The following is a 25,520-nucleotide window of genomic DNA, read 5'->3' as shown; positions in this document are numbered from 1 at the left end:
AAAACTATTAAAGTCTTACTTTAAAACGTCTCAAGGCTAAACTGAGCAGTATAATTGTCATCAAAGTCAGAACCAGTGTCTCCTTCCAAACATAGGTCAAACCCAAGCCCTTTAACATAACCGATTTAACTGCAAGATAATACCATCTGGACGGAACAATATGAGAGAGCACTTGAAAAAAGCCAGGCATATTTTCCAATGGCATAATAAAACCGGTGAAAATCAAGGTTGGCAACATCATTCCCATAAGCGATATTAACAGAGCTGTTTGCTGCGAATTGGTTATATTTGATATTAGTAACCCTAAAGAAAGACAAGTAACAATAAATAACGTACTCTCAAAATAGAGCAACAAGATGCTTCCTCGAATTTCGACATCAAGAGCAAAGGCGGTTAACAACAAAATCAACGTAAAATTTGCAAGCGAAAGCAATAAATAAGGAATTGCCTTTGCAATAAGTACGAAAACGGGCTTAAAGGGAGATACGAGTAGTATTTCCATGGTTCCCATCTCCTTTTCTTTAACAACTGAAACAGATGTTAAAGCAGTGCATACAATCATCAAAATTAACGCCATAACCCCTGGAATAAAATTCAGGGAACCATTCCCCTCTTCATTGTAAAGCATTCTCAATTCCGGTTGTATTTGTAAAAACAACGGATTGATCGATGGTGTGTTAAATTCACGCCCAAAATCCATAAAAATTGACGTCAAATAATTTGTCACGGTTTTCGAAATATTAGGATCAGAACCGTCGGTAATAAGCTGTACCGGTGACTGGCCAAGATGCAGTTGATCGCTGCTAAAATTAGACGGAATAATAAGAGCGGCCTTTATGTCTCCTTTTTTAAACGCATCCTCAATCTGTGTATAATGAACATTTGCCTGCTCGACAACGAAGTAATCTGATGTCTTAATTTTTTCAATTAATCTTTGGCTTTGAAAATCTTTCGCATAATCAGCCACTATCATCCGAATATTCTTCACCTCACTCGATAGAGCGAACCCAAATAAAATGATCTGTACAATGGGTAAGCCGAACATGATCAACAGGGTCCGGCGATCTCTAAAGACGTGGTAAAATTCTTTCCTAATAAAAACTAACAGCTGCTTCATTTTTCATGATTTTGATGAGATCGAAACCTTTGACCATACTGAGTTAATTGTCGTTTCGTTTGGCTCCTCTTGCCAATTGATAAAAGACTTCGTCCATTGAGTTAGCGTTATAGGCTAATTTCAGGTTAGTCGGTGAATCAAGTGCTACTACCTTGCCGTCCACCATGATAGACACTCTATTACAATATTCTGCCTCATCCATATAATGAGTCGTGACGAAAACAGTAATTCCGGCATTTGCCGCACTGTAAATCATATCCCAGAACTGTCGGCGGGTTACCGGATCTACACCTCCGGTAGGTTCATCCAAAAAGACGATCTTTGGTTGATGAAAAATGGCAACCGAGAACGCCAATTTCTGTTTCCATCCAAGGGGCAACTCGCCGACCATTTTATTCGCTTCTTGCGTCAAGCCCAAAGCTCGTATCAGTTCCTGTCCTCTTTTATTGATCTCTTTTTTGTTTACACCGTAAACGCCACCAAAAAATTCGATATTCTCCGAAACCGACAGGTTCTCATATAAAGAAAACTTTTGGCTCATATAGCCGATATGCTTTTTTATTTTTTCCTGTTGCTTATAAACATCATAACCTGCTACCTCTGCTTCACCGGATGAGGGAAAAGATAAACCACAGAGCATGCGCATCGCAGTGGTTTTGCCGGCGCCATTTGCTCCCAAAAATCCAAAAATTTCTCCTTTAGCAACGTCAAAGGAAATACCGTCAACTGCCACAAAACCGCCAAATCGTTTGGTTAAATTGCGGCACATTATTACATTTTCCATCGTCTTTATTCTACACGGCCCGTAAATTCTATTCGTTCCATTAAACGAATAAAGCTATCTTCTATCCCTGGCTTAATCTCTTTTACAATGATGTCCCTGTGCCCCAAGTTTGTGGTTAAATCTTGCAACGTAGATAATCCATCTCTTTCGGGATATCGTAATGTAACATGGATGTATTCACCAAAAGCGTAGCTGCTTTCTATCGCTTCGTTTTGTCTATAATCTTTTAAAAGTCGATAAATATCGGCTGATTTAGCGGCATATAATTTTGTTGGATATCGCTTGATTATATCTGCAGGTGGATCGACGCTTAAAATTTTCCCTTGCTGGATTAATGCAATCCGGTCGCAAAGAATAGCTTCATCCATATAAGGGGTGGAGACTAATATGGTTATACCCTGTTGTTTGAGTGCTTTTAGCATATCCCAAAATTCGCGTCGCGAAACGACGTCCACCCCTGTGGTTGGCTCATCTAGTAAAAGAACCTTGGGCTTATGGATCAGTGCGCAACATAAGGCTAACTTTTGTTTCATCCCGCCTGATAGCTTTCCGGCCCGCCGGTGGTTAAACGGTTTTATTTGCTCGTAAATATCTTTTATGAGGTCATAATTCTGTTGGATATTAGTGCCGAATACCGTAGCAAAAAAACGGAGGTTCTCGAGTACAGTTAAGTCTTGATACAGTGAAAATTTCCCAGGCATATATCCAACCAGATTACGAATCGCCTTATAGTCTTTTATTACGTCGAGACCGACAACACTTGCCATTCCCTGATCAGCAAGTAGAAGCGTAGTTAGTATACGGAATACGGACGTTTTGCCCGCGCCATCCGGGCCAATCAATCCAAACAATTCACCTTCGTCAACAGAAAAGGATACATCATTCACAGCTACAACTCTTCCCTTATCATAGCTTTTGAAAATATGGTGGAGTTTTACTGCTTCCATTCTACCTTTTTCCATTTTTCTGCGTTGCTAAAATCACTTGTCCGTACATCCCGATTTTTAAATATCCATCATTTTCCACCTTAACCTTCATTGCATATACCAAATTAGCTCTTTCATCCTTTGTTTGGATGGTCTTTGGTGTAAACTCCGCCTGATCACTTATCCACTCAACCACGCCGGGATAATCCTTGAATGCAGCCTTACCTTTATCAACCTGCACCCGAACGCGCTGTCCTATTTTAACATCCGCAAATTTTTCACCGGTAATATAAGCACGCAGGATCATTTTTTTGGTGTTAGCTATACGATATAGGGGTTTTCCAATGGTTGCCATTTCATTCGCCTCTACATATTTAGCGAGAACGGTTCCTGTAACGGGATTGACAATCTTGCTTTTCCGAAGTTGGTCATCCAACTGTTCAATCTGTGCATGCAACGGAGCTGTCTCTTCTTGCAAACTGACCGATGCAATACCTAATGATGATTGTTGACCTTCAATACGTTTACGAATGATATTTACCTGTGCGGTTGCCGCATCCAATTCCTTTGGGGTTGCCGCATCAGCCTTAACCAGGTTGGTCAACCGTTCTTGCTCGTTTTTAGCATACCGAAGCTCTTCCTGTAAAGCTGCAATCTCTGTGGCGATATTAGGACGTTTACTCAGTATGGCACCTGCTTGTGCTTCTAATTGCTTCTTCTTGAGAAACAGCTGAAGCGTATCAATATAACCAATTACTTTCCCTGCTGGAATAGTTTGCCCTTCTTCCAATAAAAGCTCCCTTATAATGCCGTTTGCTTCCGCAGGTACGATGGTCTCTACGGTTTCAAAAGCACCCGATGCGTCGTAATTTATATCGTTCGTTTTACAAGATACGATAGAAAAAGCCAGCAAATTCGTGTATAATATAACTGTTTTCATTTTTCTTCTTTGGTATATCAATAGGTATCTCCTGTTATGTATAAATAATCGTATTGTGAAGCAAGCAATTGAATCTCGTGTATGATTTTATTTAATCTAGCCTGATCCTCTGCATTTACTTCCCGCAAATAGTCATTTGTGGTGATTACACCATGTTCTAATTGAGTAACCGCGGTTTTTTTTACTTTTTCGCGCAATGCGATAATCTCGTTGTCGGATTGCAATAAATCTTGGTAGCGTCGTATTGTTACTGATTCCCGCTTGGCTTGCGAATGTGTATTGAATAGAAATGTTTCTTTTTCGACTCCTATTGCCAATCGATTAATTTCCAAAATTGCTTTTTCCTTTTTTTGGGTGTACAGCCCCCCTAAATTCCAACTTAAGCGCAAGCCACCGATGTAATAAGCATCAAAACGAGGTTTTAGAATATTAAGAGCCCGCCTGCCGTAACCACCCTGAAAAAAGAAATCAAGTCGAGGCCTATTTCTCACATTAATCAATTCTTCCTGTACCGCAATATTCGTAAGTTGATCATCATACAAAGCAAGTTCCGGTCGTTGAATCGTCTTCGGTAGTATAGGTAATTCCGGCTTAATCAGTTTTGTACTGGCATCTAAAGTTTTATTAAGAAATAAACCGAGCACCTCCAAATAGGCCGTTCGATTCGCCTTCAAATCAACCGCGTGCTGCGCTGCTTTTAACAATTCGGCCTTCAAAACGTTAAGATCCGCCTCCAGGGCAGTCCCATTGGTAACTGCCGCTTCGACTTTATCCAGCCCTAGCTGGATATCCTTCATTAACAGTTGATTCTGGTTTAATTGCTCTTCTATCATTAAGATGCTGAAAAAAAGCTGGTTTATCCGGTCCTTTAGTTGATAAAGCGCTACTGAAAGACTTTGCTCTTCAATCGCCGATGTAGACCGATGTAGCTCAATCTTTTGCTTAATGTTTCCCCCGTCATAAATCGTTTGATTTAGCTCGCCATAGAACTTATACTGATCTTTGGTCAACTGCGGGATTTCAATACCCTGTATTTGAATAGGAATTTCAGTAACGGCCGACTGATACGTTGCTTGTGCATTAATAATAAACTGAGGCAAATAACCCTTTGCCGCCTTTTCAATGGCGTACGCTTTACTTCTTTGCACTAAGTCGCGCTTCTTAATAAGCGGGTAATTAACTTGTGCCTGATTTTGACAATCATCTAAAGTGAGACTTAATTGTCCATAAAGCTCTGGACTGAATACGATTAATATCAGCCCTATCCATAGTGCCTTACTTCTCATTGCTTGTTGTTTTTTCTAATCTTCGTCTGCTAATAGTGACAAAAGATTTTCTAATTGTCATTATTCTAAATACTTCAAGTAATAACATTGGTCGTACTTTTTAATCATTTGATTAGTTTCAAACCAAAAAAATTTGTTCTCCAACTAACATTCTTCAATCACGGCAAAGGTAGAGGTATTTTTTTATTTAAAAAATATTTCTAATCATTTGATTAAAAATAAAGATCAAAAAAGTTCCTTTGCCAATTGATTGACAGTGTTTATATTTCCGTACGCAAAATGCTATTGAACCATAACGGGATCATTTTTTTCCGTTCTAGAATAAATTTTTTGAACTCGCCGCTTCTAAATGCGTCTGTTTGTGTAATAACGGGTTGAGCAAGTATAGGAAAAATGATCATGCTCAATAAATTCAAGATTAAGTGAAACACGTTAATATCAGGACGGAGCTCGTTTAATTGTTCATAAAATTTAGAAGTCATCAGCTTCCCTGATATTCGGCTACTAAACAACTTGGGATTGTTTTTTATCTCGCTCAATACAAATATAGGTAGATCCGGATTGTGTAGAAGCATATCAATATAATCATTCGCAACTGCCTGCACCTTTTGCTCCAATGAACTGTCTTCATCGTTGAGAAGCCTTACAATCATCCCAAAAAATTGTTCAAACTTCTCTTCCATAATGATGTGGAACAATTTCTCTTTACTCCTAAAATAGTAATTTAATAAAGCTAGATTCAAGCCAGCTTCATCTGCAATATCCCTTGTACGAGTAGCTGCAAACCCTTTTCTTGTAAAAACAATTCTTGCAGCTTCTTTTATTTTTTCTTCCGTTGAAATATCTTTATCTTTCTTAACCATTTTATGCGATCTAAATTTAGGCCAAAAGTAAGGAGGAGTATAACAATTTAAAAACAAAATTTAATCATTTATTTAAAAAAGTACGCAATCACCGGTTATAGCGCCAACTTGTATTTCATATTGTCGCTATTCCGCTTTCACAAATAGTCGTATCTTCGAACTACTTCATTATTTGAATATGGAAAGTTTTAAAAGTTCAGACGATTTCTATAGGGCTCAGCAACAATGGCGCGACGAGCTCTACGAATTAAGAAAGCTCATAGTATCTACGGGTCTAAAAGAAGAACTCAAATGGGGCGGCCCCGTTTATACGCATAATGGCAAGAACATAGTAGGCTTAGCGGGATTTAAATCTTATTTTGGTATCTGGTTCTATCAGGGCGTCTTTTTGAAGGATCCGCACCATTTACTCATTAATGCTCAAAACGGCACTACAAAAGCGTTACGCCAAATGCGTTTCACAACGCTCGAAGAGGCCAATTTAGGCATTATACGAACTTACGTGCTGGAAGCGATGAGCAATCAGGAAAAGGGAATTGCAATCAAAGCGGATAGAAACAAACCAATTATAGTGCCTCAAGAACTGAACTCCGTTTTTGACAAAAATCCCGAGCTAAAGGAGTGTTTTGATCAACTGAAAAAGACTCAGCAACGGGAATTCACGGAATACATTGAATCAGCCAAACAAGAAACGACTAAAAAAAGTCGTTTGGAAAAAATCATTCCGATGATTATTAAGGGAGTTGGGCTGCACGATAAATATCGCGGGTAGCGGGTAAACAAAAAACCCGGTATTTGGGATACCGGGTAAAAACATACGTTTTTATCAACCTAAACCTATTGATAAAATAACGGTACGATATCGAGATTATTATATCCTTTTAATTTTTTTTTATTTTTTTTTGCTACTTCATCAAATTCCTCGGTAAAGTCCCAACTTTATGAGAAGTTGAACTTCCTCCCTGCTAATATCGCCAATAGCATATTGCGTAATCCCATTAATTTTCATTTCATCGAGTATATTCACCAGATCGCTATAACTCGACAGGTTGCTTGGGCGAATAATAACCATTAAAGGCTTGGTGGAGCCGACTTGCTGACTCTTTATCTTTGTCATCTTATCTTTTAGCTCCGCTCTTATTCCATTCCTTCCAAAATCAGTTACTTTTGGGCCTTCGATCGGAGTTTTCTGAAGCCCCCAATACCATGCCGCTTGATGATTGGCACCAAGCAATATCGTCATCGTGCGTTTGTCAGAAAAACCGGTGGCCTTCCCTAAATCTACTTTATCCGGCAGTGCAATGTCCATCATCTTCGGTTTGGCCAAGCTCGTTGTTAACATAAAGAAGGTTATTAGCAAGAAGGCTAAATCCACCATTGGTGTAAGGTCAACCCTTGGTTGCATCTTACCGCGTATTAATTCCGCCATGACGCAATTGATTAGTAATAACTTTTATATTAGATGCCAAAAACGAATCGATTCCATAACAGCTATTATGGCTTACGTCTTTTAGAGATTACGCAGAATGCGCACCATAGTATAAGATGTAGGTAGTTTAGGATGAGACCTATTCTTTAAAAAATTTAACATGGCTGATCATTTCCAACTTTTTGATTTCTTCGGTACTAAGATCGTTGGTATCTTCAAGCTTTTTGGCGATCAATTCATTGCAAAATATATTCCCGTAGCTATAGGTATGGATGCGCATCAGTTCAGAAACGCTTAATTCATCAGCAAAAAGTACAAGAATATCTTCAGGAATTTCGAAATCGTCAGCCTCAACGTGTCCGATATACCGAAATTTCGTAGACTTCCACACAAGAAAAAGCTTACGTGCGTTGACGTTTTCTCCGAAGAAATTAAAAATTCGCGTCAGTAGCTCATTTCTCTTTTCCAATCCCATACTTCTTGTAAATACTTTTTCAAGAAACTCCCCATAAAACAAAAATTTATCGTCCGGTAACTTGCTTGTAAAGTATGTGGTAACCTCTTGAAAAATTTGCTCGCGTGATTTCCCATTGAGGTATTGATAAGCAGCCAATTCAGCAAGTGACAGGTGATTGCTTTTTGGCATAGTCGATCGTTCGCTTAGTTCTTTAGTTGCATTACTCCCCTTTAACGCCAGCGAAGCGATCAATTCCCAGTCGTGCACATCACCAACTAAACGTGAATGGATTGCTACCGCGTTGTGGCTCTTTGGATCGACACGTCTTTTAAACAGAATGGCATCTCTTGAAGATAAATTGGTCGGTTTCAACTTAAAACTCTTAATATGAACGAATACTTGACCGCTCACTGTATCTGCTACACCGAAACCTTTCGAATTATTGAACCACTTAATCACTCCTATTTCCATAGTTCTCGATTTTATGAAGAAGGATGAAAAGGTAAACTGAAATAAATGAAACGTCTTAGTTAATCGCTCCAATGAACACCTTAACAACAAGAATTTCAAACATTAACGGCACTTAATTTAAAGAATTATCTATCTTCATTGCAAGATACCGAATATTTTTTAAAACGCAAAAGCAAGCTAGCCTTTGTCCTCATTTATTCCGGATTCACGGGAAAACCGTATACAAGCTCATTAGCTTCCTGGTAAATTTTCTTTCTGCGATAGGTGGTGGTATTTAAATGTTCAAGTATTCGAGGCTCATCCAGAATGTCTTTCACAAGCATATAATTTAAAGAAAGCAACTTATCTTTCTCCTGTGTATTAATGGAAGTCAGGCAAGTTAAGGGATATAGGCCGGCGCTATCAACTCGGTTTTTTATGCTCAAACCATTGGGATAATCCCAGGAGAGCAAATTCAGCTTATAATAATTTGCGAATTCGATTGCATCTTTCGTTAAATACGCATTCGTAACAAGCCAGGCTTGTGTAAATTTAATGGGGCGATCAAAGAAGTTGAATTCTTTATCGCTGAGATCAACAAATCGTGAGAGAAAATACATGGGGTTTGTAACGCTAACCTTCGCATCAACCGTATTTCTGAATTTACATTCGATCAATAATAAATCATTATCTTTTTGGGCAATTACATCAACTTCATGACTTACCGCATTTCCTTCAAGTATGAGACTCGTCAACGTGTGATGATTTGTATGTTCAAATAATCTTGCCACCCATTTTTCAAAAAGATAGCCTGTGGGCCCTAGGTCACGAAGTGCCTTCTTAAGGCTGTAACGAGCAGCTAACGAATTTCGCTGCTGCTTTAATAGTTGAAAAGCTAACCGATATAACTGTTTAGTAGACATACCATCAAATATCGTTTTGTTCATCTTTTCCCAAACGAGTTCAACGGTCTCATTCGAAGCCCCGGATTTTGTCAACGAACCTTTCAATCGCTGTAAATCAAAATCAACTAATTCCCCCGAGTATTTTCTTACCTTCATGTTTCCTTGTATTTTTTGATCTTTAAAAATGGCAATTTTAAATAGTATTTTTCTAAAGTTGGTATAGAGAAGCTTAATTTTCTCTAGTATTTTCTTCCTGCCTCTTTACATACTGTTTCCCGAAGTTGTTTGTTCTTCTTTTGTAACTAAATCAAAACGACTGCTGTTACTCCGTTAAAAGCCGATAAATCACATTATAAAAAATGAACAAAAAGACCAAACACTTAATAAGACATAGATTTTTTAAAAAAACAGATTAAAAATGCCTTCAATTAAGTAAAAATCCACTTTTTTCATGAGTGAATAAGGATTAAGCGTTGTTCTGCTTTCATTGCTTCGGTGAAGCCCTAATTTACTTAATTATATATATTTGTTACGTGCTGGCCAGCGCAGGCGTATCCTGAAAAGCCGTGATAGAGTAAGGACAACGACAAAAATCTCTTTGTTATGAAAAAATTAGATTTAAACAACCTAGGCGTAGAAGAAATGAACGCTACCGAATTAAGAACCGTAGAAGGTGGCGGTCCTGTTAACGATTTATTGAATATTCTTGTAGGCGGTGTTGGCACAGTCCTTAACGATACATTCAAATTCGTAAACAAAACATTGGTGACTATTTTCCAAACACTTTCTTCATTATAAGACAAAGTGTTTAAAAAGCCACTAACAGTTATCCCCAAAAGGATAACTGTTAGGCTTATAACATGGCGGCACGTCCGCCTCAACCCTTTCCTCCTTTAGCGGCAACTGTTAACTATGAAATCATTTTATACAACAGGCGCAAGTTCATGCTTAAAAAAAACTGAACAAAAAGGCAAGGATCATTTAATCAACAACCTTCAGATAAAAAAAACGGCTAACGCATTATATTTCAGCAAGAAAACTACGTGTTTTAGCACTGACAACTTAATAATCCTAAACGGGCCACCCTTCCAACCGCAGCTCCTATTAGCTTATTAATTATATATATTTGTTACATGCTGGCCAGCATAGGCGTATCCTGAAAGGCCTTAAAAGAGTAAGGACAATAAGCAAAAATCTCTTTGTTATGAAAAATTTAAATTTGAACAACTTTGGTGTTGAAGAAATGAACGCTTCTGAATTAAGAACTGTAGAAGGAGGAGGTCCTGTTAATGACTTATTAGGTATTGTTGTAGGCGGTACTCGTACAATCCTTAAAGATACTTTTGAGTATGTAGGCAAAACTGCAACAACCCTTCTTCAGACTATTTTCTCTCTATAGATTACAGTTCTAATAACAACATTAACGGTAGCCTTTAACGAAGGCGACTGTTAATGTTTAACCAGTCCGGCAAATATTATCGGCAGCCCAAAGCTCCGCAACTCATTTATGTTTTGGCGCAATTTGGGATGATCGGTAAGCGAGCAATCAACAACCAAGTCTCAGGATTATGTCAATGCCTATCTATTCAGTAGAAACAATCAGTAATACATCCATTGTTTATACTGCACGTGTCAAAAAAACAACACAGATTATTTATCTCGGCATTTTATTATTATTTATATTGGCATTTGCTTCTCTCCCATTAGTAACAATAAATATAAGCGTAAAGGGCAGCGGCCTATTGCAGTCTTCAATTGAAAAAACAGACGTTAGCATTCCTGTTAACGGAAGATTGGTATATTTCAATTTAAAAGACAATCAAAAAATGACATTAGGCGACACACTGTTGATCATCGACGGAAGCTCGTCCAATAAACAAGACCTCTTGGTAAAGGGAAGGCAACAAGAAATCTCTTTATTTGTTAAAGATCTTCATACCTTAATGAGGCAGGCTAATGCCGAAGATTTCAGCCCTCCCAATCTTCAATCAGGACAATACTTTGCCATCTGGCAACAATATATACAAGAAGTTGAAAACGCCCGAATTGCCAAAGAGCAAGCGGAAAACACATTTAATCGCTATAGTAAGCTATATAAAAAGAAGATGCTATCTTCAGCAGAATATGACAAATACGATTTTGAGTATAAGCAAGCGTCTGCCGCTTTAGCAATGGTTTCAAGAAAATATAAGGCTCAGTGGCAAACAGAGGTCAATCAATTACAAAACGAACTGCGTCAATTATTAAGTCAGCAAATTGATATCAATGAACAAAGAAAACAGTTTGTGGTAACGGCCCCTATTGACGGTTCGGTGCAAAATTTAGTGGGCATGCAGAAGGGAACTTATGTTTTCGCAAACCAAAAGGTAGCTGAAATTTCTCCCGACACCACCCTACTGGCTTTCTGCTATATAAATCCTTCCGATATTGGTTTAATAAAAAAAGAACAAGAAGTTCGCTTTCAAATAGATGCTTTCAATTATAATCAATGGGGGCTGTTAACAGGGCGGGTAATTGATATTTCTGACGACATCGTCATGTTGAACGACAAACAACCGGTTTTTAAGGTGCGTTGCGCTTTGAATAATGATCATCTTACATTGAAAAACGGCTATAAAGGCTACGTAAAGAAGGGCATGAGTTTTACGGCAAGATTTTCTGTTACCGAAAGAACGCTGTTTCAATTACTATATGATAAAGTGGACAACTGGTTAAATCCCAATATAAAGGCGGCATCGTAGCCTGTAGCAAAGTGCTGTGTACGAGATCGCAAATTAGAAAGAAGTTTATGACTAAGAGAGTAAAACAACGTGATATAACCGACTGTGGAGCTGCTTGTATTGCATCTGTTGCCGCTCACTATAAATTGGCAATTTCCGTAGCGAATGTAAGGCAGATGGCAGGGACGGATAAAAAAGGAACCACGGTACTCGGCATCTTAGAAGCGGCCCAATTGTTAGGCTTTGAGGCAAAAGGAGTTAGGGGACCCTTTGAAAGCCTTTTTAAAATTCCAAAACCGGCCATTGCTCATATCGTAGTGGAGGGAGTGCTGCAGCACTATGTTGTCATATATAAAGTGACGAAGCACTGTATTGAGGTCATGGATCCACTGGATGGCCAATTTCATAAGAAATCGCACGAAGACTTTAAAAAGATATGGACCGGTGCCCTTGTCTTATTGATTCCTTCGGAATCATTCGAAAAAGGCAGGAAAACAGCTAGTGCCTCTTACCGTTTCTGGAATCTTGTAAAGCCACAAACCGGCACGCTGATCCAAATATTGATGGGAGCCCTCGTATATACTGTTTTGGGGTTATCTACGGCCATATTTGTACAGAAAATCGTAGATTTTGTTTTGGTTGACAGAAATGTCAACCTGTTGAATCTCATGAGTACAATGATGCTGGTTTTGCTCGGATTTCAACTATTTATTGGTGCCACAAAAACCATTTTCACACTAAAAATGGGACAGATTATTGATGCTCAACTTATACTTGGTTACTATAAGCACCTGTTAACATTGCCTCAAAAATTCTTTGACACCATGCGAGTCGGTGAGGTTATTTCAAGAATCAATGACGCTGTAAAAATCAGGATATTTCTCAATGAAGTAAGCGTTAACTTTTTGGTAAACATTTTCATTGTAACTTTTTCTTTTTTAATGATGTTTACCTACTACTGGAAACTGGGCTTACTTATACTTACCGTGATTCCAATGTATCTAGTAGTCTATTTTATAAGTAATAAACTGAATAAAAAGGCCCAAAGAACATTAATGGAGGATTCTGCTGAACTCGAATCTCAACTTGTTGAGAGCCTAAATTCTATTCGGACCATTAAACAGTTCGGCGCCGAAAGCTACGCCAATGAAAAGACCGAAACAAGATTCGTAAAGTTGTTGAAAACAGGATACCGTTCCAATTTGAATGGGGTGTTTTCTACTACCTCCTCGGAATTGATTTCAAGACTGATTACAATTGTTCTTTTATGGGTAGGAGCCACGTATGTCTTGAGCAACCAAATTACGCCGGGCGAACTCCTTTCATTTTATGCGCTCATCGGTTATTTTACAGGGCCCGTCACGTCGCTAATCACCATGAACAAAACAGTCCAGGATGCCATGATCGCTACCGACCGTCTTTTTGAAATACTCGATTTGGAGCGCGAAAAAGACAGCAGTGACCTCGAATTAACGAAAGAAAATATAGGCGACATCCAAATTAAGAACGTATCCTTTAGGTATGGAACACGAGATAACGTCTTTGACGAATTAAGCTTAACAATTCCCAAGGCGAAGTTTACCGCCATCGTTGGTGAAAGTGGATCCGGCAAGTCGACCCTCATTTCCATCTTGCAAAATCTTTATCCCGTTCAAAGTGGAACTATTACCATTGGCAAATACGATTTAAAGCACATAAAAAACACCTCTCTTCGCCAAACGATTTCTGTTGTACCTCAACATATTGATTTGTTTTCGGGCAATGTAGTAAGTAATATTGCGCTGGGAGACTATACCCCCGATATGCAGCGGATCATCGATATTACCACTCAGCTCGGAATTATAGATTTTATTGAATCGTTACCCCAAGGCTTCTACACCTCTATAGGGGAAAATGGTTTGTCACTTTCCGGTGGGCAACGCCAACGGATCGCTATAGCCCGAGCCTTATATCGAAATCCGGAGATTTTAATCCTTGATGAAGCAACATCTTCACTCGACTCCGCTTCAGAGAAATTTGTATTGAACACCATCGAACATCTGAAAAAAGAAAATAAAACCATTATTGTCATAGCACATCGCCTAAGCACACTTTATAGTGCCGACAAAATCATCGTCCTCGATAAAGGTAAGGTCATCGAACAGGGAACACATCAAGAATTACTACTAAGCACGGATTCGCTTTATGCACATTTATGGAAAATGCAATCCCAACAGCTCATTCTGAAAAACTAATTGGTGGTATATACACGCTGCGTTTAAGTGACTAACAAAGGGTTCTTGGTCCTTTGTCGCCGCTTTTTTAGGATCGTGCTCTTTAGTTTCATAAATGGATACTCAATAACCCGATTTAAAAGAAGGGCAATCAGTATACACATTAAGGCGCAGACAGCAACACGCCAGTTGCTATCAATTGGGATATCTAATGCGTTAAGAGGAGCCTGAAGTAGATGATTAACAAACTTGTGGCACAAATAAATACTATACGATAAAGTAGCGATTAACGCGCTAGTCCGCCATTTAAACCGATATAAAAAACTTGCAGGCAAAATGGCGCTTAACACCATAAAACCAAAGGCAACAGAAATCAACGGAAAACCGAGAACGGTAGGCCAAAAACCGAGCCGATCTTCTTTTAATAGTAAATAGGCAACGGAAATCAACAATGCACCTATTATGAATAAGGCATTTGCATGCTTTTCAATTCGTTTTATCCATGTTGGGAAAAAGTTTACCAAGGCCGCAATCCCCACTCCTACCAGCAAACCGTCGAAACGATTATAAGTGGGATAATACACCCATTTATTATAAGCTACAAATCTTCCATCAGTTATATTATTTGCATAAAACGGTTCCACAAAATAAAACCAGTTCAGGGCCCTCGATAAAACGCTGAGCAAAAAAAATCCCAGTAACAGCCAAAAAGCTTTACCGGGGCGCGTCTCATCCCAAAAAGCACTTATATAGAAAGGGAGCGCCAAATAGAACTGCTCTTCGATACATAAAGACCAGGCATGCGAAAAGCTACCTTCCGTACCGAAATCCAAATCAAAATTCTGCGTAAACGTGAGAAACTGCCACCAAGGAGCGATTCCTTCGCGTTCGCGAATCATAGGAAACAAAAAATATAACGAGACAACGAAGAAATAAACAGGTAAGATCCGAAAACTTCTGCTAATGTAAAACTCCTGAAAGTTTATACGTCCAAGAGATATCATTTGACGAATTAATTGGTTTCCTATCAAAAAACCACTCAGCACAAAAAAAAGGTCAACACCTGTCCAACCAAAACTCCCGATGAGGTCAACCCATTCGGGTCTGACATAAGCTCGGTAATGACATAAAAAAACCAGAACAATAGCAAGCGCCCGCAAATGATCAAGCCCCGCTAAACGCTGGTTATCAGCGTCTATTAATTTCTTCCAATAAGTCATTAGTGTTAGTTATTAGTCAGTTAGCCGCAATATAGAACAAATTACCAATCGATCAAAAATTTCCACTCGTAAATATTTTTTCTATACATTAAGTTATGTAATTTCTTCCTGTCTTTTAAACATTATCTATATATTAGCTTTGAATGAAAACTTCAATCTCATTGGTATTATCTAGCGGTGGAGCGCGCGGCATAGCTCAAATTGGAGCAATTAAGGTATTAGAAGAACAAGGGTTCACCGTAAAATCCATTGCAGGCTCATCTATTGGCAGCCTTATTGGCGGATTATACGCCATGGGCAGATTGGACGATTTCACCTCATGGCTAAAAACATTAAAGCGACGGGATGTCTTTAACTTAATGGATTTCACGTGGAGTAGTTCAGGTGTCATGAAAGGGGAACGCGTTTTTAACAAAATTAAGAGCTTTATTCCCGATATGTATATTGAAGACATGCCCATTCCTTTCATTGCTGTATCTACTGATATACTTCATCAAAAAGAAATAACCTTTACACAAGGGAGCTTCTTTGACGCCGTAAGAGCCTCTATCGCTATCCCAGGTGTTTTTACGCCGGTTAATCATATGGACAATATCCTTGTAGATGGGGGCTTGATAAATCCATTACCACTCAATCATCTTCCTAATCAGGGAGACGCGCTGGTGGTAGCCATAAACCTAAATGCGCCGGAGGAAACAACTTTTTCATTGGCAAAGGCTAATAGTAAATACGGTGGCTACCTCACTATTACACAAAAAGCAATATTGACCATGCTTGGAAAGATTACAGAACTTTCCATTGACCTATATAAACCGGATATTGTCGTTCATATACCTCGGAATGTAGTAGGTGTTTGGGATTACCATAAGGCGGATTATCTTATCGAAATAGGAAGGCAAAGAACGTTGGCAGCTTTACACGATTTTTGTCAGGTAAGCACAGAAGGTGTGCCCAAAAACGTCAAACATAGTAACAATAACATAAAATGGAATCAACGTTAGAGGTTTGGATGCGGGGACCCATTGACGGTGTTCCTCCTTTATTGCAACCGGTAGCACATGCATTGCTTCAGGTAAAGGAAGAATTGACAAGCTTGCTAGCTGATTTTCCCAGAGAAAAACTTTGGGAAAGACCCGCAAACATCGCTTCTGTTGCCTTTCATTTACAACACATTACGGGAGTAATTGATCGTATATTCACTTACGCGCAACAGCGGGCCTTATCAGACGAACAATTTGTTTACCTCCAAAACGAAGGGCAAAAAAAAGAATCGATTGATACCCATCAATTATTGAAGCAACTTGATAATCGCATTTCAAATGCTATTCAGGAGCTGAGAAAGATAGATCCTGCCTCACTAACAGAAACAAGGGGTATTGGAAGAAAAAAAATCCCAACCACACTCATCGGTTTGCTTTTTCACGCAGCAGAGCATGCGCAACGTCATGTCGGACAAGCATTGGTAACCGCTAAAATCATTCTAAATAGCGCAGCAAGCACCGAGGACACCCTGTAAATATTCTTTTTCAGTCGCCTAAAACATAACAAAAATAGAAAAATTTGTATCTTGCGGAGTCTTTGGTATAATCATCCCAGTTGGACTTAATAAGTGAACCTTTACCTCATTAACCTCTCTTTTTTATTATAGCCCATATCTCTTCTATCGTGCCTAATTTTACCTGCACAAATTAATCCCTCCCCTAGTTTTAAAGTACTTGGCAAAGATCGGCTTATGAAGGCTATCCCTGCTGAACATAATGTTAAATTCAATAAACTATTAAATGAAACCATTAATATATAACAAGACGAACTTCTTTGTCTTAACAGGTGGCCCTGGTTCGGGCAAAACGTCATTAATACAGCAGCTACATAAAGAGGGGTTTCTAACTATAAACGAATCCGGTAGACGCATCATTCAGGAACAGAAAAAAATAGACGGCGATGCACTGCCTTGGAAGAATAAATTACACTTCGCTAAAAAAATGCTGGAAATTGATATGAAAAATTATCGAGAAAATCTACCAACACAAGCACCCGTCATTTTTGATCGTGGAATACCGGATATCCTGGGCTATGTTAAACTATGTCACTTAGATCCCTTTCCTTGTTTAGAACAGAGTGTTAATTCCTTTCGATATAATGCCTTTGTATTTATCCTCCCCCCCTGGCGGGCCATCTATCATCAAGATGCTGAGCGAAAGCAGAGCTTTTCATTAGCAATGGAAACGTATCGCATGATGCGAAGTATCTATACCTCATGCGGTTATAAACTTATTACTATACCAAAACTTAGCGTCGAAAATCGGGCGAATATCCTACTACAGCATATCAAAAATCAGCAAACATAAACGAATGATGCGATTCCGGCCCGTATTGTATTCAAAAAGAAAAGTCCTTAACCGGGGAGATTAAGGACTTTCATTAACCAATTATAAACCTAAATTATGATGATACAAAGATAACCGATTTTGGACACGATGACAAAAAGCCTTGCGACTTTAACAAAATTTTAACATTTCTTTGCTTCTTATTCTATTACAACAGCTGTTCCGCTCGCAGTAACCATAAGCATACTTCCTCCGTTTCCCACCGTTTCATAGTCAAGATCCACACCTACGATTGCGTTTGCTCCAATGGATGCGGCGTACTGTTGCATTTCAAAAACTGCGGTATCTTTTGCTTCCCTTAACACTTTTTCATATGAATTGGATCTGCCTCCTACAAAATCCCTTATTCCCGCAAATATATCCCTAAAAAAGTTAGCACCTATAATGGTTTCGCCACTTACCAAGCCGATATATTTTACTATTTTTTTACCTTCTACATTAGGTGTTGTTGTTATTAGCATGGCTTTTTTCTAGTTAGATGTAGAAAGGTGGCTATTGTTACAAAAAGGGAGCCGCTGTGATTTCCTTTTTTGAGTTTTTAACACATTACACCTTCTTGATATCTTCAAGCTTCCGATCATAGTATGTCGCATTTTGAATATTACTTTCGGTGCTCTCCTTTAGTATCTTTTCCGTCTCTTCCAGCTTAGTTTCCAGGTCTCGCAATTCAGGGCTTACATTTCCATCTAAGTACTTTTTGTACTTGGCCTTCAAAGATTTGCATTCACGAATATGGCTATTCAATTCTTTTTGCATGCTCGTAGCTAAGCTCTTTTGTTCTTTAAGTTCATACGCAGCTCTATTTTTATGTTTGCGTGCATATTCTTTCTTAAGGCGTTGCACGGATTCATCGATCTCCTTTGCGTTATCCTGTGTTTTTGAATCTTCCAATAATAAACTGTGAAAATACTCAAAATCTTTATCGATATCTTTATGGCTTCCTTTTGAATTCTTAATGGCTTCCTGTGCCATTTTAAATTGTTTATTCAGCATATTTAGGTTATAAAGTTGTACTTCCACTTTTTGCTTCAGTTCTTCTGCTTCACTCTTTTTTTCTTCGATTTTACCGACATGCGATACATCGCTTAAAACTAAAGCACTGGCCTGCGCGCTCAGTACAGAAGTACCCAATAGCGCTACGATTAATAATGTTTTCATTTTACTGATTTTAATTTTTTAACGTTCATGACCGAACGATTTTCATTCCTGTTATTTAATGGTAAAATATATTTGCCGGCCGGGCATATTAAGCGTTTTAATAATCTTTATCACCCCTCTAAGCTGTTACGCTTTTTGTATATAAGACGCTTTTGATGTAGAAACGTTGCAGGAATTTCTCGTTTTTTATGGTCTTTTCTACCAACAGGATAATTTTCTCTACGAACAGGCATTGCTTATCTTCCTATTCTGCCAATGGAAGAAATAATGATAAAAGAACAAACCGGGGAGATATAATTATGTTACTAGTAAAGACAGGCATAATACTTTGTAATATGGACAATTTGAATAAAAGAAAGGTGAGTAAACAACAAAAAGCGCACAAAAAGCGGCAAGAAAAAAGCAATCCGCCAGAAACCAATCGCTCCGCTATTACCGGACACAACCTGGAAGATGACATTACAGGTGCTAATCCCGCAGGTTCGGCTGTCAGACCCGACATACTTCGAGAGGATCATCCCGGGCTTGCTAAATAGCGATGGCCATATTTTAGGTTGAATAAAAAAGTAAAATTGCATATGTTTGTTAAAAAAACAAGCACTTATGCTAAGACCAAAAATTCTCCTATTCTTAACTATGATTGTATCAGGTACCTTGGCCTATGGTCAAACTGCCGAGGAAAAACAGCTTTTAAAAGCCGTAGAAGATCTTCGTTTAGCCATGATCAGTGGTAACCGGCAGGCGCTCGACGCGATAGCTGCCGACAAGCTAAATTATTGGCATTCAAGCGGAAAACATGAAGATAAGGCGGCTTTTATAGAGAGTCTCACATCAGGAAAATCGGATTTTTTAAGCATTAATTTAAGCGAACAAACAATCAATATATCAGGGGACGTGGCTACCGTTCACCACATCTTGAGCGGAGAAACGAACGACGGCGGTAAACCCGGCACCGTAAGAATCGGCGTATTACTGGTTTTTCAGAAGCAAAGTGGAAATTGGAAGTTATTTGCCAGACAGGCCTTTAAACTGCCTTCATAACTTTTAAAATAAAGTGTCATTTGTCGTCAATTGAAAGAATCCTTCTTTCAATTGACCCGTTCTAAATAAGTTGACAAATTCATGCGCTTTCCTTGTTGGTTCAGGAAGTCGATAAGTGCCTATACAATGCATGGCAATGTGCAAGCTGTCTTCTATACTGAGATGGTTACCCGGCGAAATATACACCGGTTTAACGTAGTTTTTGGTTCTTAATACATACCCCAACAGTTCCTCCTTATGCTTAAGTGGACTAAAGCTATACTTCACGGCCGAGGGCTCCTCGAAATTTCCATATAGTTTCTTCTTGGCACAACCAAGCGTGGGAATGTTAATTAAAGCGCCTAAATGCGCTGCAATGCCCAATCTTCTAGGATGGGCAATGCCATGACCGTCCACCATGATGACATCAGGCTTCACGGTCATTTGAAGAAAAGCCTCCACTAAAGCAGGAACCTCCCTAAAGGCCAGAAAACCGGGAACATAAGGAAACGAAGTTTTGCTCTTTACTAACGAGTAAGCTAAAGGCTTTAACGTGTTAAAATCAAGCGTGACAATTCCTGCATAAATAATATCACTGAAGCGGTTAAGTGATATGTCAGCACCGGCAATCGTTTTTATCTCCTGCTCCAAGGGTGAATGTACCAAGGAATTCTGTAATTCCTTTTGCATGGCAGTTGCTTCGGATATGGTTATGTTGGTATAATCCAATTGTTTGTTATTCATAGGTATCTAAAACAGACTTAACTGAATCTTTGTTTGTTTTGGTTTCTGTTCTCTTCCATAAACGGTTCGTCCGTCATATTGCCAAGAAACAGCCTTCTCTTTAGCTACTAGCTGATCCAATTGATGGTTAGGTATAAAGTCTTTTTCTTTTTGCAAGGCTACCTTCGACAAATTCTTAATGGCTTCTGAACGCGCTTTGAATCCGATTTTTGCCTTCTCCAATGCCTGTTGAAGAATGGCTATGGATTCGTCGTATATTTTTGTCGGTACAGGAAAAGGATGCCCATCTTTACCACCATGAGCGAAAGAAAAACGTGCAGGGTCTTCAAAACGACTAGCTGTACCATGAATAACTTCACTGATTAATGTGAGCGATTGCAGTGTTCTGGGCCCGAGTCCTTCCAACAAAAGCAACTCTTCCATCGTCTGCACGGCTTGCTCCTCAGCCAATGCCAGCACAGTACCTAGACGCTTTAGGTTTACATCTTCTTTCCTTACATCATGATGAGAAGGCATGATAATTTTTCTAGCCTCCTGTAGAATATAACCCGGGCGCTCCTTTGTAATCGCCAGTATTGCTTCCCTTGTCAATGCGGCATTTCGGTCGGTCAGATTTAATATTTGACCTTGGTTATCTCCATAAATGAAAGTATGCGGCTCCTCGATAAAAGAATGAACCTGCGGAGCATGCCAATGATAACGCCGAGCCAATCGAGTTTCGGTATTCATTCCTTGCTGAACAATTGCCCAGCTTCCATCAATACTTAGTACAAAAGAATGTAAATACAGCTGAAAGCCGTCTTGAATGGCTGTATTGTCGACCTTTGCAGCAAGCTTGCTATGCTGTACAAGCTTGTTGCCATCCAAACCCGTTGCAGACGCAATGCGGAGAAGCTCATCGGGCGTTTTCAAAGAATGTTTGCCTCTCCCACCACAGATGTAGATGCCTAACTCATGTGCTCTTTTGTTTATAGAAGCTTTTAATGCTCCCATAACGGAAGTCGTAATGCCGGAAGAGTGCCAGTCCATCCCTAATACACAACCCAGCGATTGAAACCAACAGGGGTCACTCAATTTACGAAGAAACATATCTCGTCCGTATTCCACTACAATGGCTTCCACAATCGCACCGCCTAAAAGACTCATCCGTTGCGCTAACCATTTGGGAACATGCCCATAATGTAAGGGCAAATCTGCCTGTCCTCCTCTCATATCAAATTCTTTCAGCAGGCAATTTACTAAAAAAAATAGCAAAACAACAACAGTAATTATTTTTTTGCGAAACATCTGATTGAACGAAAACATAGAAACCAGTTTGCATAAATTTCCTTATATTGCCGCCTGGTTATAACGATAGATCGACAAACCACTTTATAATGTAATTACCGCAAGGCAATAAAATGAATTTATGCTAATTACCTTCGATGAGTGAGCGGGGTCCGACTCGCTATACATTGAAGGCTATTTACTAACGAATTTTTGGCCTTGCATTTAGAAAATTAACATGAAAATTACTGGAATTCTATTGACAAGCTTTTTGTTTTTTGGGGCAAGTATATTGCAAGCCCAAGAAAAGAACACGCTAAGGTTGAATCATATCGCGGTATACGTAGAGAACCTACAAAAGAGTACTGCTTTCTATAAAAATGTCTTGCAACTTACCGAGATTCCTGAACCCTTCCATGATGGCCTACATACTTGGTTTACCTTAGGCCAAGCCGGAAGTTTACATCTTATTCAAGGTGCTAAAGGAGGCGTGGAACGAGAAAAGAATGATCACCTATGTTTTAGTACAAATGATATAGACAAATTTATTCACAACCTGGAAAGTCATCAAATCAGTTATTTCGACTGGCCCGGAAACAAAGGCAAAGTTACAACGAGGGTAGATGGTATCCATCAGATATATTTTCAGGATCCGGACGGGCATTGGATAGAAATTAACGATGAACAATAAACCGATTTGTTAGTAAGTTAAGTCGGTAATACGTTAAGTAGTTAAATAGTCAGGTTGTTGAGAAGTTAAAGACTACTCGTCGTTTCTTCTTGCCATAAGGACGTCATCATAAAGTCGGTAATACGTTAAGTAGTTAAATGGTCAGACATTAAGATCATGACCATTCAACTAGGCCTGTGCCGCTGCTGCTACTAATTCACTACTCAACTACTCCCCTACTCAACGACTTTATTAGACGATTCAATCGGTTAATGCCCACCAGCCACAGGCCCTGTTTGCTCAACATGCTTAAGCTTTTTTGAACAGTAGATACCGAAACCAAAAATGTAAACATAACAAACGACCGGTAAAATCAATGAAAGTTGAACACCTAATTGGTCTGCTAATGCGCCTTGAATTACAGGAACAATGGCACCACCTAAAATAGCCATAACCAATAGCGAAGACCCTTGGCTTGTATATTTACCAAGGCCCGCGATTGATAAGGTATATATATTAGAGAACATGATCGAATTGAATATACCAATTCCTAAAATCGAATACATCGCATAAGCGCCTGTATTTACAATACTGGAAATCAGCAACAAAACATTAATGCCGGCGAATATAGCTAAAGTACGTGCCGGCGCTGCCTTTCCAATTAAAAAACCAAGCAAATTCAACACTATGAATACGAGGAAGAAGCTTACTTGCGAAAAGGTCAGATCGACTAAACTAAAAATTAACAGAAATACAAGCGTTGCCATTCCTACCATATAAATAAGTTTCTTGCCGAAATCGATATTGTGGTTAAGATAGATAGCGCCTAAGAATCGGCCAATCATCGCCCCTCCCCAATAAAGTGAAAGATAGTTTTTACTTATAGATTCGGTAAAGCCCATAATCTGCTCTTGCTCAAGGAAACTGATGATAAAACTGCCGATGGCTACCTCCGCACCTACATAACAAAAAATTCCGAGGACGCCTAAACGCAAATGTGTAAATTTTAATGCACCTAATCCTTTAACATCTTTTTCTTCATCACTTGACTCAAAAGAAGGCAGCTTAACGGTCGAGATAAAGACGGCTACCAATAATAAAATTATAGCGAAAATAAGGTAAGGAATACGAGTAGCTTGCGGACTAATGGAGTCACCATCTGCAAAAAACTCAAATATAAGATGTCCTCCTAATACAGGGGCAATGGTAGTCCCCAGCGCATTAAAAGCCTGTGTCATATTGAGTCTGCTAGAAGCACCATCTTCGGGGCCTAACAAAGAAACATACGCATTCGCGGTAATCTGTAATATAGTAAAACCCAAACCCAATACAAAGAGCGCCGTTAAAAACAATCCATATAACGAGGTAGTAGCTGCGGGCCAAAACAATACACAGCCTACCGCAGACAAGATAATGCCGGCGATAATAGATTTTTTATAACCGATTTTGTTCACCGGATCACCCCACTTGGAAGAAACGACAAAATAAATCAATGAGCCAATAAAATAAGCACCAAAAAAACAGAATTGCACCAGCATGGATTCAAAAAAACTCAAGCTAAACAACTGCTTTAAATAGGGTATTAAGATATCATTCATGCAGGTTATAAATCCCCACATAAAAAATAATATCGTTAATGTAATCAGTGGCACCACATAGCGCTGGCCGGAGGAAGGGGTTTGGATATTACTCATGAATAGTACGTTTAATATAGTTTTTTTCCAATACGCATTGAAAGTATGCTACGAATATACATTTTTGGATTTTAAAAACAATTGAATTAATGCGAATAAATCGATTTAAAACGTATTAGCAGTGTTTTGAACAGGTATGAATCGAGATCCCTGTACCGCCTCCCTTTTTTCCAGCTGTTTGTCGATGTAGGTCTGGATACTTGATTTACCAAGCCCCCAATTAGGCGCAATAAGCAGCTCTTGATCAGCCAGCCCAAAAAGGCGCTGTATAATAATATCAGGACGCAATAGCGGAATAAATTCACAGAGAAAATCGGTGTAAGATTTCAAGCTAAAGAGTGGAAAGGGTTTGCGTTTATACTGAACACCCATAATGGATCCTTCCACAATGTGCAGGTGATGTAATTTCACAAATTTGATTTGCGGAAACCGGTTAATTTCGTCAGCATACTTTAGCATCATCTCTTTTGATTCCCAGGGAAAACCAAAGATGGTGTGAACGCAAATATCAAGTGGGCTATTTTGTACCAGATTGAGTGCCACTTCGAGCTCTTCATGCGAACATCCCCGATTGATTCGGTTTAATGTATCATTATAGATCGATTCCATGCCCATCTCTAAATCCACATCAAACCTATCGGTATAACTTTCCAATAATGCAACCTTCTCAAAATCTATGCAATCCGGCCGCGTACCTACCGATAATCCTACTACATTTTCCGGTGCAATACTCAAAGCTTCATCATACATGGCTTTCAAATAATGAACAGGGGCGTAGGTATTTGTATTCGGCTGAAAATAAATGACAAATTTCTCAGCGCCGTAACCCTTGATGGCTCGTTCAATCCCTTGTTCTACCTGCTCGCGAATTGTCGGCATCTTTCGGGCGCTTTCCGGGGTAAAGGAATCAACATTGCAATAAGAACAACCACCAAATCCTTTACTCCCATCACGGTTGGGGCAAGTAAAATTACCGTCGACGATAATTTTAAAAACGCGCTTATCATCATATTTCTTTTTAAGATATGCGCCATAATGATTGTAAGGCTTTATTCCCGAATCTAATAGAGTTCCCATAATAAACGCAAAGGTAGTTATTTCATGTGTAAATAAATCGTTTTTCTACCAGACCTCAATCCTGGAAAGGAAATGTCAACAATCTAAACTTTTCATAATACGGGGCGGCCTTTCTCGGATATTTCACTTTGTAATAAACAATTATACCGGCTGCCTGTTACTTAAAAACAAATCAGGTTAAACGTCAAAAGAAA

The 25,520-nt window shown here is 39.0% G+C and carries 27 protein-coding genes; 11 read left to right on the top strand and 16 right to left on the bottom strand.

Translation table 11 applies throughout. The features are described 5' to 3' along the window. Positions 1-7: 7 nt before the first annotated feature. The 6 genes from M1D52_RS11225 to M1D52_RS11200 form a co-directional block, all read right to left on the bottom strand. Positions 8-1,117, bottom strand: coding sequence for an ABC transporter permease (locus tag M1D52_RS11225; RefSeq protein WP_013667329.1), 1,110 nt, complete (start codon positions 1,115-1,117; stop codon positions 8-10). 43 nt (positions 1,118-1,160) lie between these two features. Next, positions 1,161-1,901, bottom strand: a complete 741-nt coding sequence (locus M1D52_RS11220; protein ID WP_377608656.1) for an ABC transporter ATP-binding protein — start codon at positions 1,899-1,901, stop codon at positions 1,161-1,163. A 5-nt stretch (positions 1,902-1,906) separates the two neighbouring features. Continuing rightward, a complete protein-coding gene (locus tag M1D52_RS11215; RefSeq protein WP_437392618.1) occupies positions 1,907-2,863 on the bottom strand; it encodes an ABC transporter ATP-binding protein in 957 nt (318 codons plus the stop codon). Next, entirely contained in the window at positions 2,850-3,767 is a 918-nt protein-coding gene (locus M1D52_RS11210) for an HlyD family secretion protein (protein WP_130855719.1), read from the bottom strand. Before M1D52_RS11210 ends, M1D52_RS11215 begins: the two co-directional genes overlap by 14 nt. A 17-nt stretch (positions 3,768-3,784) precedes the next feature. Beyond that, complete coding sequence (locus M1D52_RS11205) at positions 3,785-5,053, bottom strand: TolC family protein (protein WP_437392617.1); 1,269 nt, start codon at positions 5,051-5,053, stop codon at positions 3,785-3,787. 260 nt (positions 5,054-5,313) lie between these two features. Next, complete coding sequence (locus tag M1D52_RS11200) at positions 5,314-5,916, bottom strand: TetR/AcrR family transcriptional regulator (protein WP_013667334.1); 603 nt, start codon at positions 5,914-5,916, stop codon at positions 5,314-5,316. Positions 5,917-6,094: 178 nt separating this feature from the next. Here M1D52_RS11200 and M1D52_RS11195 point away from each other — a divergent pair, with 178 nt between their 5' ends. Next, positions 6,095-6,688, top strand: a complete 594-nt coding sequence (locus M1D52_RS11195; protein WP_437392615.1) for a YdeI/OmpD-associated family protein — start codon at positions 6,095-6,097, stop codon at positions 6,686-6,688. Positions 6,689-6,829: 141 nt separating this feature from the next. Here the strand turns inward: M1D52_RS11195 and M1D52_RS11190 are convergent, their stop codons facing one another. The 3 genes from M1D52_RS11190 to M1D52_RS11180 form a co-directional block, all read right to left on the bottom strand. Further along, positions 6,830-7,345 (bottom strand): ExbD/TolR family protein, encoded by a 516-nt coding sequence (locus M1D52_RS11190; protein WP_437392614.1) that lies wholly within the window; start codon positions 7,343-7,345, stop codon positions 6,830-6,832. A gap of 139 nt (positions 7,346-7,484) precedes the next feature. Further along, positions 7,485-8,273: a cold-shock protein gene (locus tag M1D52_RS11185; protein WP_013667337.1), complete on the bottom strand. Its 789-nt coding sequence runs from the start codon at positions 8,271-8,273 to the stop codon at positions 7,485-7,487. Between the two features lie 194 nt (positions 8,274-8,467). Next, positions 8,468-9,313, bottom strand: a complete 846-nt coding sequence (locus M1D52_RS11180) for a restriction endonuclease (RefSeq protein WP_013667338.1) — start codon at positions 9,311-9,313, stop codon at positions 8,468-8,470. A gap of 447 nt (positions 9,314-9,760) precedes the next feature. Here M1D52_RS11180 and M1D52_RS11175 point away from each other — a divergent pair, with 447 nt between their 5' ends. From M1D52_RS11175 to M1D52_RS11160, 4 genes are all read left to right on the top strand, one after another. Then, positions 9,761-9,955, top strand: coding sequence for a hypothetical protein (locus M1D52_RS11175; protein ID WP_013667339.1), 195 nt, complete (start codon positions 9,761-9,763; stop codon positions 9,953-9,955). 406 nt (positions 9,956-10,361) lie between these two features. After that, complete coding sequence (locus tag M1D52_RS11170; protein WP_013667340.1) at positions 10,362-10,556, top strand: hypothetical protein; 195 nt, start codon at positions 10,362-10,364, stop codon at positions 10,554-10,556. Positions 10,557-10,731: 175 nt separating this feature from the next. Next, a complete protein-coding gene (locus M1D52_RS11165) occupies positions 10,732-11,898 on the top strand; it encodes an HlyD family secretion protein (protein WP_437392613.1) in 1,167 nt (388 codons plus the stop codon). Positions 11,899-11,945: 47 nt separating this feature from the next. Further along, positions 11,946-14,111, top strand: a complete 2,166-nt coding sequence (locus M1D52_RS11160; RefSeq protein WP_437392611.1) for a peptidase domain-containing ABC transporter — start codon at positions 11,946-11,948, stop codon at positions 14,109-14,111. A 23-nt stretch (positions 14,112-14,134) separates the two neighbouring features. Here the strand turns inward: M1D52_RS11160 and M1D52_RS11155 are convergent, their stop codons facing one another. Then, the gene (locus M1D52_RS11155) at positions 14,135-15,310 is read right to left on the bottom strand and encodes an acyltransferase family protein (RefSeq protein ID WP_377608645.1); all 1,176 of its coding nucleotides are present in this window, start codon (positions 15,308-15,310) and stop codon (positions 14,135-14,137) included. A 143-nt stretch (positions 15,311-15,453) separates the two neighbouring features. On the opposite strand from M1D52_RS11155, the gene M1D52_RS11150 reads away from it, so the two are divergent. The 3 genes from M1D52_RS11150 to M1D52_RS11140 all read left to right on the top strand — a co-directional run bounded on the left by M1D52_RS11150 (position 15,454) and on the right by M1D52_RS11140 (position 17,658). After that, positions 15,454-16,311 carry a patatin-like phospholipase family protein gene (locus M1D52_RS11150; RefSeq protein WP_013667344.1) on the top strand — a complete coding sequence of 286 codons (858 nt, stop codon included), beginning with the start codon at positions 15,454-15,456 and terminating at the stop codon, positions 16,309-16,311. Continuing rightward, positions 16,296-16,826, top strand: a complete 531-nt coding sequence (locus M1D52_RS11145; protein ID WP_437392609.1) for a DinB family protein — start codon at positions 16,296-16,298, stop codon at positions 16,824-16,826. The genes M1D52_RS11150 and M1D52_RS11145 overlap by 16 nt, the downstream gene beginning before the upstream one ends. 265 nt (positions 16,827-17,091) lie before the next feature. Beyond that, positions 17,092-17,658: an AAA family ATPase gene (locus M1D52_RS11140; RefSeq protein ID WP_013667346.1), complete on the top strand. Its 567-nt coding sequence runs from the start codon at positions 17,092-17,094 to the stop codon at positions 17,656-17,658. Positions 17,659-17,837: 179 nt separating this feature from the next. On the opposite strand, the gene M1D52_RS11135 is transcribed toward M1D52_RS11140, so the two are convergent. Both M1D52_RS11135 and M1D52_RS11130 read right to left on the bottom strand, forming a co-directional pair. Next, positions 17,838-18,158, bottom strand: coding sequence for a heavy metal-binding domain-containing protein (locus M1D52_RS11135; protein WP_013667347.1), 321 nt, complete (start codon positions 18,156-18,158; stop codon positions 17,838-17,840). A gap of 85 nt (positions 18,159-18,243) precedes the next feature. After that, entirely contained in the window at positions 18,244-18,855 is a 612-nt protein-coding gene (locus M1D52_RS11130) for a hypothetical protein (RefSeq protein ID WP_130855713.1), read from the bottom strand. A 335-nt stretch (positions 18,856-19,190) separates the two neighbouring features. On the opposite strand from M1D52_RS11130, the gene M1D52_RS11125 reads away from it, so the two are divergent. Both M1D52_RS11125 and M1D52_RS11120 read left to right on the top strand, forming a co-directional pair. Continuing rightward, positions 19,191-19,391 (top strand): hypothetical protein, encoded by a 201-nt coding sequence (locus M1D52_RS11125; protein ID WP_013667350.1) that lies wholly within the window; start codon positions 19,191-19,193, stop codon positions 19,389-19,391. Positions 19,392-19,458: 67 nt separating this feature from the next. After that, on the top strand, positions 19,459-19,896 hold the full coding sequence (locus tag M1D52_RS11120; RefSeq protein WP_013667351.1) for a nuclear transport factor 2 family protein: 438 nt from the start codon (positions 19,459-19,461) through the stop codon (positions 19,894-19,896). Between the two features lie 3 nt (positions 19,897-19,899). On the opposite strand, the gene nfi is transcribed toward M1D52_RS11120, so the two are convergent. Together nfi and M1D52_RS11110 are read right to left on the bottom strand one after the other, a co-directional pair. Next, on the bottom strand, positions 19,900-20,619 hold the full coding sequence (gene nfi, locus M1D52_RS11115; RefSeq protein ID WP_130855711.1) for a deoxyribonuclease V: 720 nt from the start codon (positions 20,617-20,619) through the stop codon (positions 19,900-19,902). 6 nt (positions 20,620-20,625) lie between these two features. Then, positions 20,626-21,831, bottom strand: coding sequence for a DUF763 domain-containing protein (locus M1D52_RS11110; protein ID WP_437392608.1), 1,206 nt, complete (start codon positions 21,829-21,831; stop codon positions 20,626-20,628). Between the two features lie 292 nt (positions 21,832-22,123). Here M1D52_RS11110 and M1D52_RS11105 point away from each other — a divergent pair, with 292 nt between their 5' ends. After that, a complete protein-coding gene (locus M1D52_RS11105) occupies positions 22,124-22,576 on the top strand; it encodes a VOC family protein (protein ID WP_437392607.1) in 453 nt (150 codons plus the stop codon). Between the two features lie 248 nt (positions 22,577-22,824). On the opposite strand, the gene M1D52_RS11100 is transcribed toward M1D52_RS11105, so the two are convergent. Together M1D52_RS11100 and M1D52_RS11095 are read right to left on the bottom strand one after the other, a co-directional pair. Next, entirely contained in the window at positions 22,825-24,249 is a 1,425-nt protein-coding gene (locus tag M1D52_RS11100; RefSeq protein ID WP_130855708.1) for a sugar MFS transporter, read from the bottom strand. A 105-nt stretch (positions 24,250-24,354) separates the two neighbouring features. After that, complete coding sequence (locus M1D52_RS11095) at positions 24,355-25,326, bottom strand: TIGR01212 family radical SAM protein (RefSeq protein ID WP_437392606.1); 972 nt, start codon at positions 25,324-25,326, stop codon at positions 24,355-24,357. Positions 25,327-25,520: the final 194 nt, after the last annotated feature.

This window comes from Olivibacter sp. SA151 (genome assembly GCF_054130995.1).
The sequence above is the reverse complement of the archived record's forward strand: the minus strand, read 5'-3'. Positions and strand labels throughout refer to the sequence as shown.

Excerpts from the sequence above, each read along its gene's own strand:
- M1D52_RS11225 (WP_013667329.1), bottom strand. The coding sequence starts at position 1,117 with ATGAAGCAGCTGTTAGTTTTTATTAGGAAAGAATTTTACCACGTCTTT.
- M1D52_RS11220 (WP_377608656.1), bottom strand. The coding sequence starts at position 1,901 with ATGGAAAATGTAATAATGTGCCGCAATTTAACCAAACGATTTGGCGGT.
- M1D52_RS11215 (WP_437392618.1), bottom strand. The coding sequence starts at position 2,863 with ATGGAAAAAGGTAGAATGGAAGCAGTAAAACTCCACCATATTTTCAAA.
- M1D52_RS11210 (WP_130855719.1), bottom strand. The coding sequence starts at position 3,767 with ATGAAAACAGTTATATTATACACGAATTTGCTGGCTTTTTCTATCGTA.
- M1D52_RS11205 (WP_437392617.1), bottom strand. The coding sequence starts at position 5,053 with ATGAGAAGTAAGGCACTATGGATAGGGCTGATATTAATCGTATTCAGT.
- M1D52_RS11200 (WP_013667334.1), bottom strand. The coding sequence starts at position 5,916 with ATGGTTAAGAAAGATAAAGATATTTCAACGGAAGAAAAAATAAAAGAA.
- M1D52_RS11195 (WP_437392615.1), top strand. The coding sequence starts at position 6,095 with ATGGAAAGTTTTAAAAGTTCAGACGATTTCTATAGGGCTCAGCAACAA.
- M1D52_RS11190 (WP_437392614.1), bottom strand. The coding sequence starts at position 7,345 with ATGGCGGAATTAATACGCGGTAAGATGCAACCAAGGGTTGACCTTACA.
- M1D52_RS11185 (WP_013667337.1), bottom strand. The coding sequence starts at position 8,273 with ATGGAAATAGGAGTGATTAAGTGGTTCAATAATTCGAAAGGTTTCGGT.
- M1D52_RS11180 (WP_013667338.1), bottom strand. The coding sequence starts at position 9,313 with ATGAAGGTAAGAAAATACTCGGGGGAATTAGTTGATTTTGATTTACAG.
- M1D52_RS11175 (WP_013667339.1), top strand. The coding sequence starts at position 9,761 with ATGAAAAAATTAGATTTAAACAACCTAGGCGTAGAAGAAATGAACGCT.
- M1D52_RS11170 (WP_013667340.1), top strand. The coding sequence starts at position 10,362 with ATGAAAAATTTAAATTTGAACAACTTTGGTGTTGAAGAAATGAACGCT.
- M1D52_RS11165 (WP_437392613.1), top strand. The coding sequence starts at position 10,732 with ATGCCTATCTATTCAGTAGAAACAATCAGTAATACATCCATTGTTTAT.
- M1D52_RS11160 (WP_437392611.1), top strand. The coding sequence starts at position 11,946 with ATGACTAAGAGAGTAAAACAACGTGATATAACCGACTGTGGAGCTGCT.
- M1D52_RS11155 (WP_377608645.1), bottom strand. The coding sequence starts at position 15,310 with ATGACTTATTGGAAGAAATTAATAGACGCTGATAACCAGCGTTTAGCG.
- M1D52_RS11150 (WP_013667344.1), top strand. The coding sequence starts at position 15,454 with ATGAAAACTTCAATCTCATTGGTATTATCTAGCGGTGGAGCGCGCGGC.
- M1D52_RS11145 (WP_437392609.1), top strand. The coding sequence starts at position 16,296 with ATGGAATCAACGTTAGAGGTTTGGATGCGGGGACCCATTGACGGTGTT.
- M1D52_RS11140 (WP_013667346.1), top strand. The coding sequence starts at position 17,092 with ATGAAACCATTAATATATAACAAGACGAACTTCTTTGTCTTAACAGGT.
- M1D52_RS11135 (WP_013667347.1), bottom strand. The coding sequence starts at position 18,158 with ATGCTAATAACAACAACACCTAATGTAGAAGGTAAAAAAATAGTAAAA.
- M1D52_RS11130 (WP_130855713.1), bottom strand. The coding sequence starts at position 18,855 with ATGAAAACATTATTAATCGTAGCGCTATTGGGTACTTCTGTACTGAGC.
- M1D52_RS11125 (WP_013667350.1), top strand. The coding sequence starts at position 19,191 with ATGGACAATTTGAATAAAAGAAAGGTGAGTAAACAACAAAAAGCGCAC.
- M1D52_RS11120 (WP_013667351.1), top strand. The coding sequence starts at position 19,459 with ATGCTAAGACCAAAAATTCTCCTATTCTTAACTATGATTGTATCAGGT.
- nfi (WP_130855711.1), bottom strand. The coding sequence starts at position 20,619 with ATGAATAACAAACAATTGGATTATACCAACATAACCATATCCGAAGCA.
- M1D52_RS11110 (WP_437392608.1), bottom strand. The coding sequence starts at position 21,831 with ATGAGAGGAGGACAGGCAGATTTGCCCTTACATTATGGGCATGTTCCC.
- M1D52_RS11105 (WP_437392607.1), top strand. The coding sequence starts at position 22,124 with ATGAAAATTACTGGAATTCTATTGACAAGCTTTTTGTTTTTTGGGGCA.
- M1D52_RS11100 (WP_130855708.1), bottom strand. The coding sequence starts at position 24,249 with ATGAGTAATATCCAAACCCCTTCCTCCGGCCAGCGCTATGTGGTGCCA.
- M1D52_RS11095 (WP_437392606.1), bottom strand. The coding sequence starts at position 25,326 with ATGGGAACTCTATTAGATTCGGGAATAAAGCCTTACAATCATTATGGC.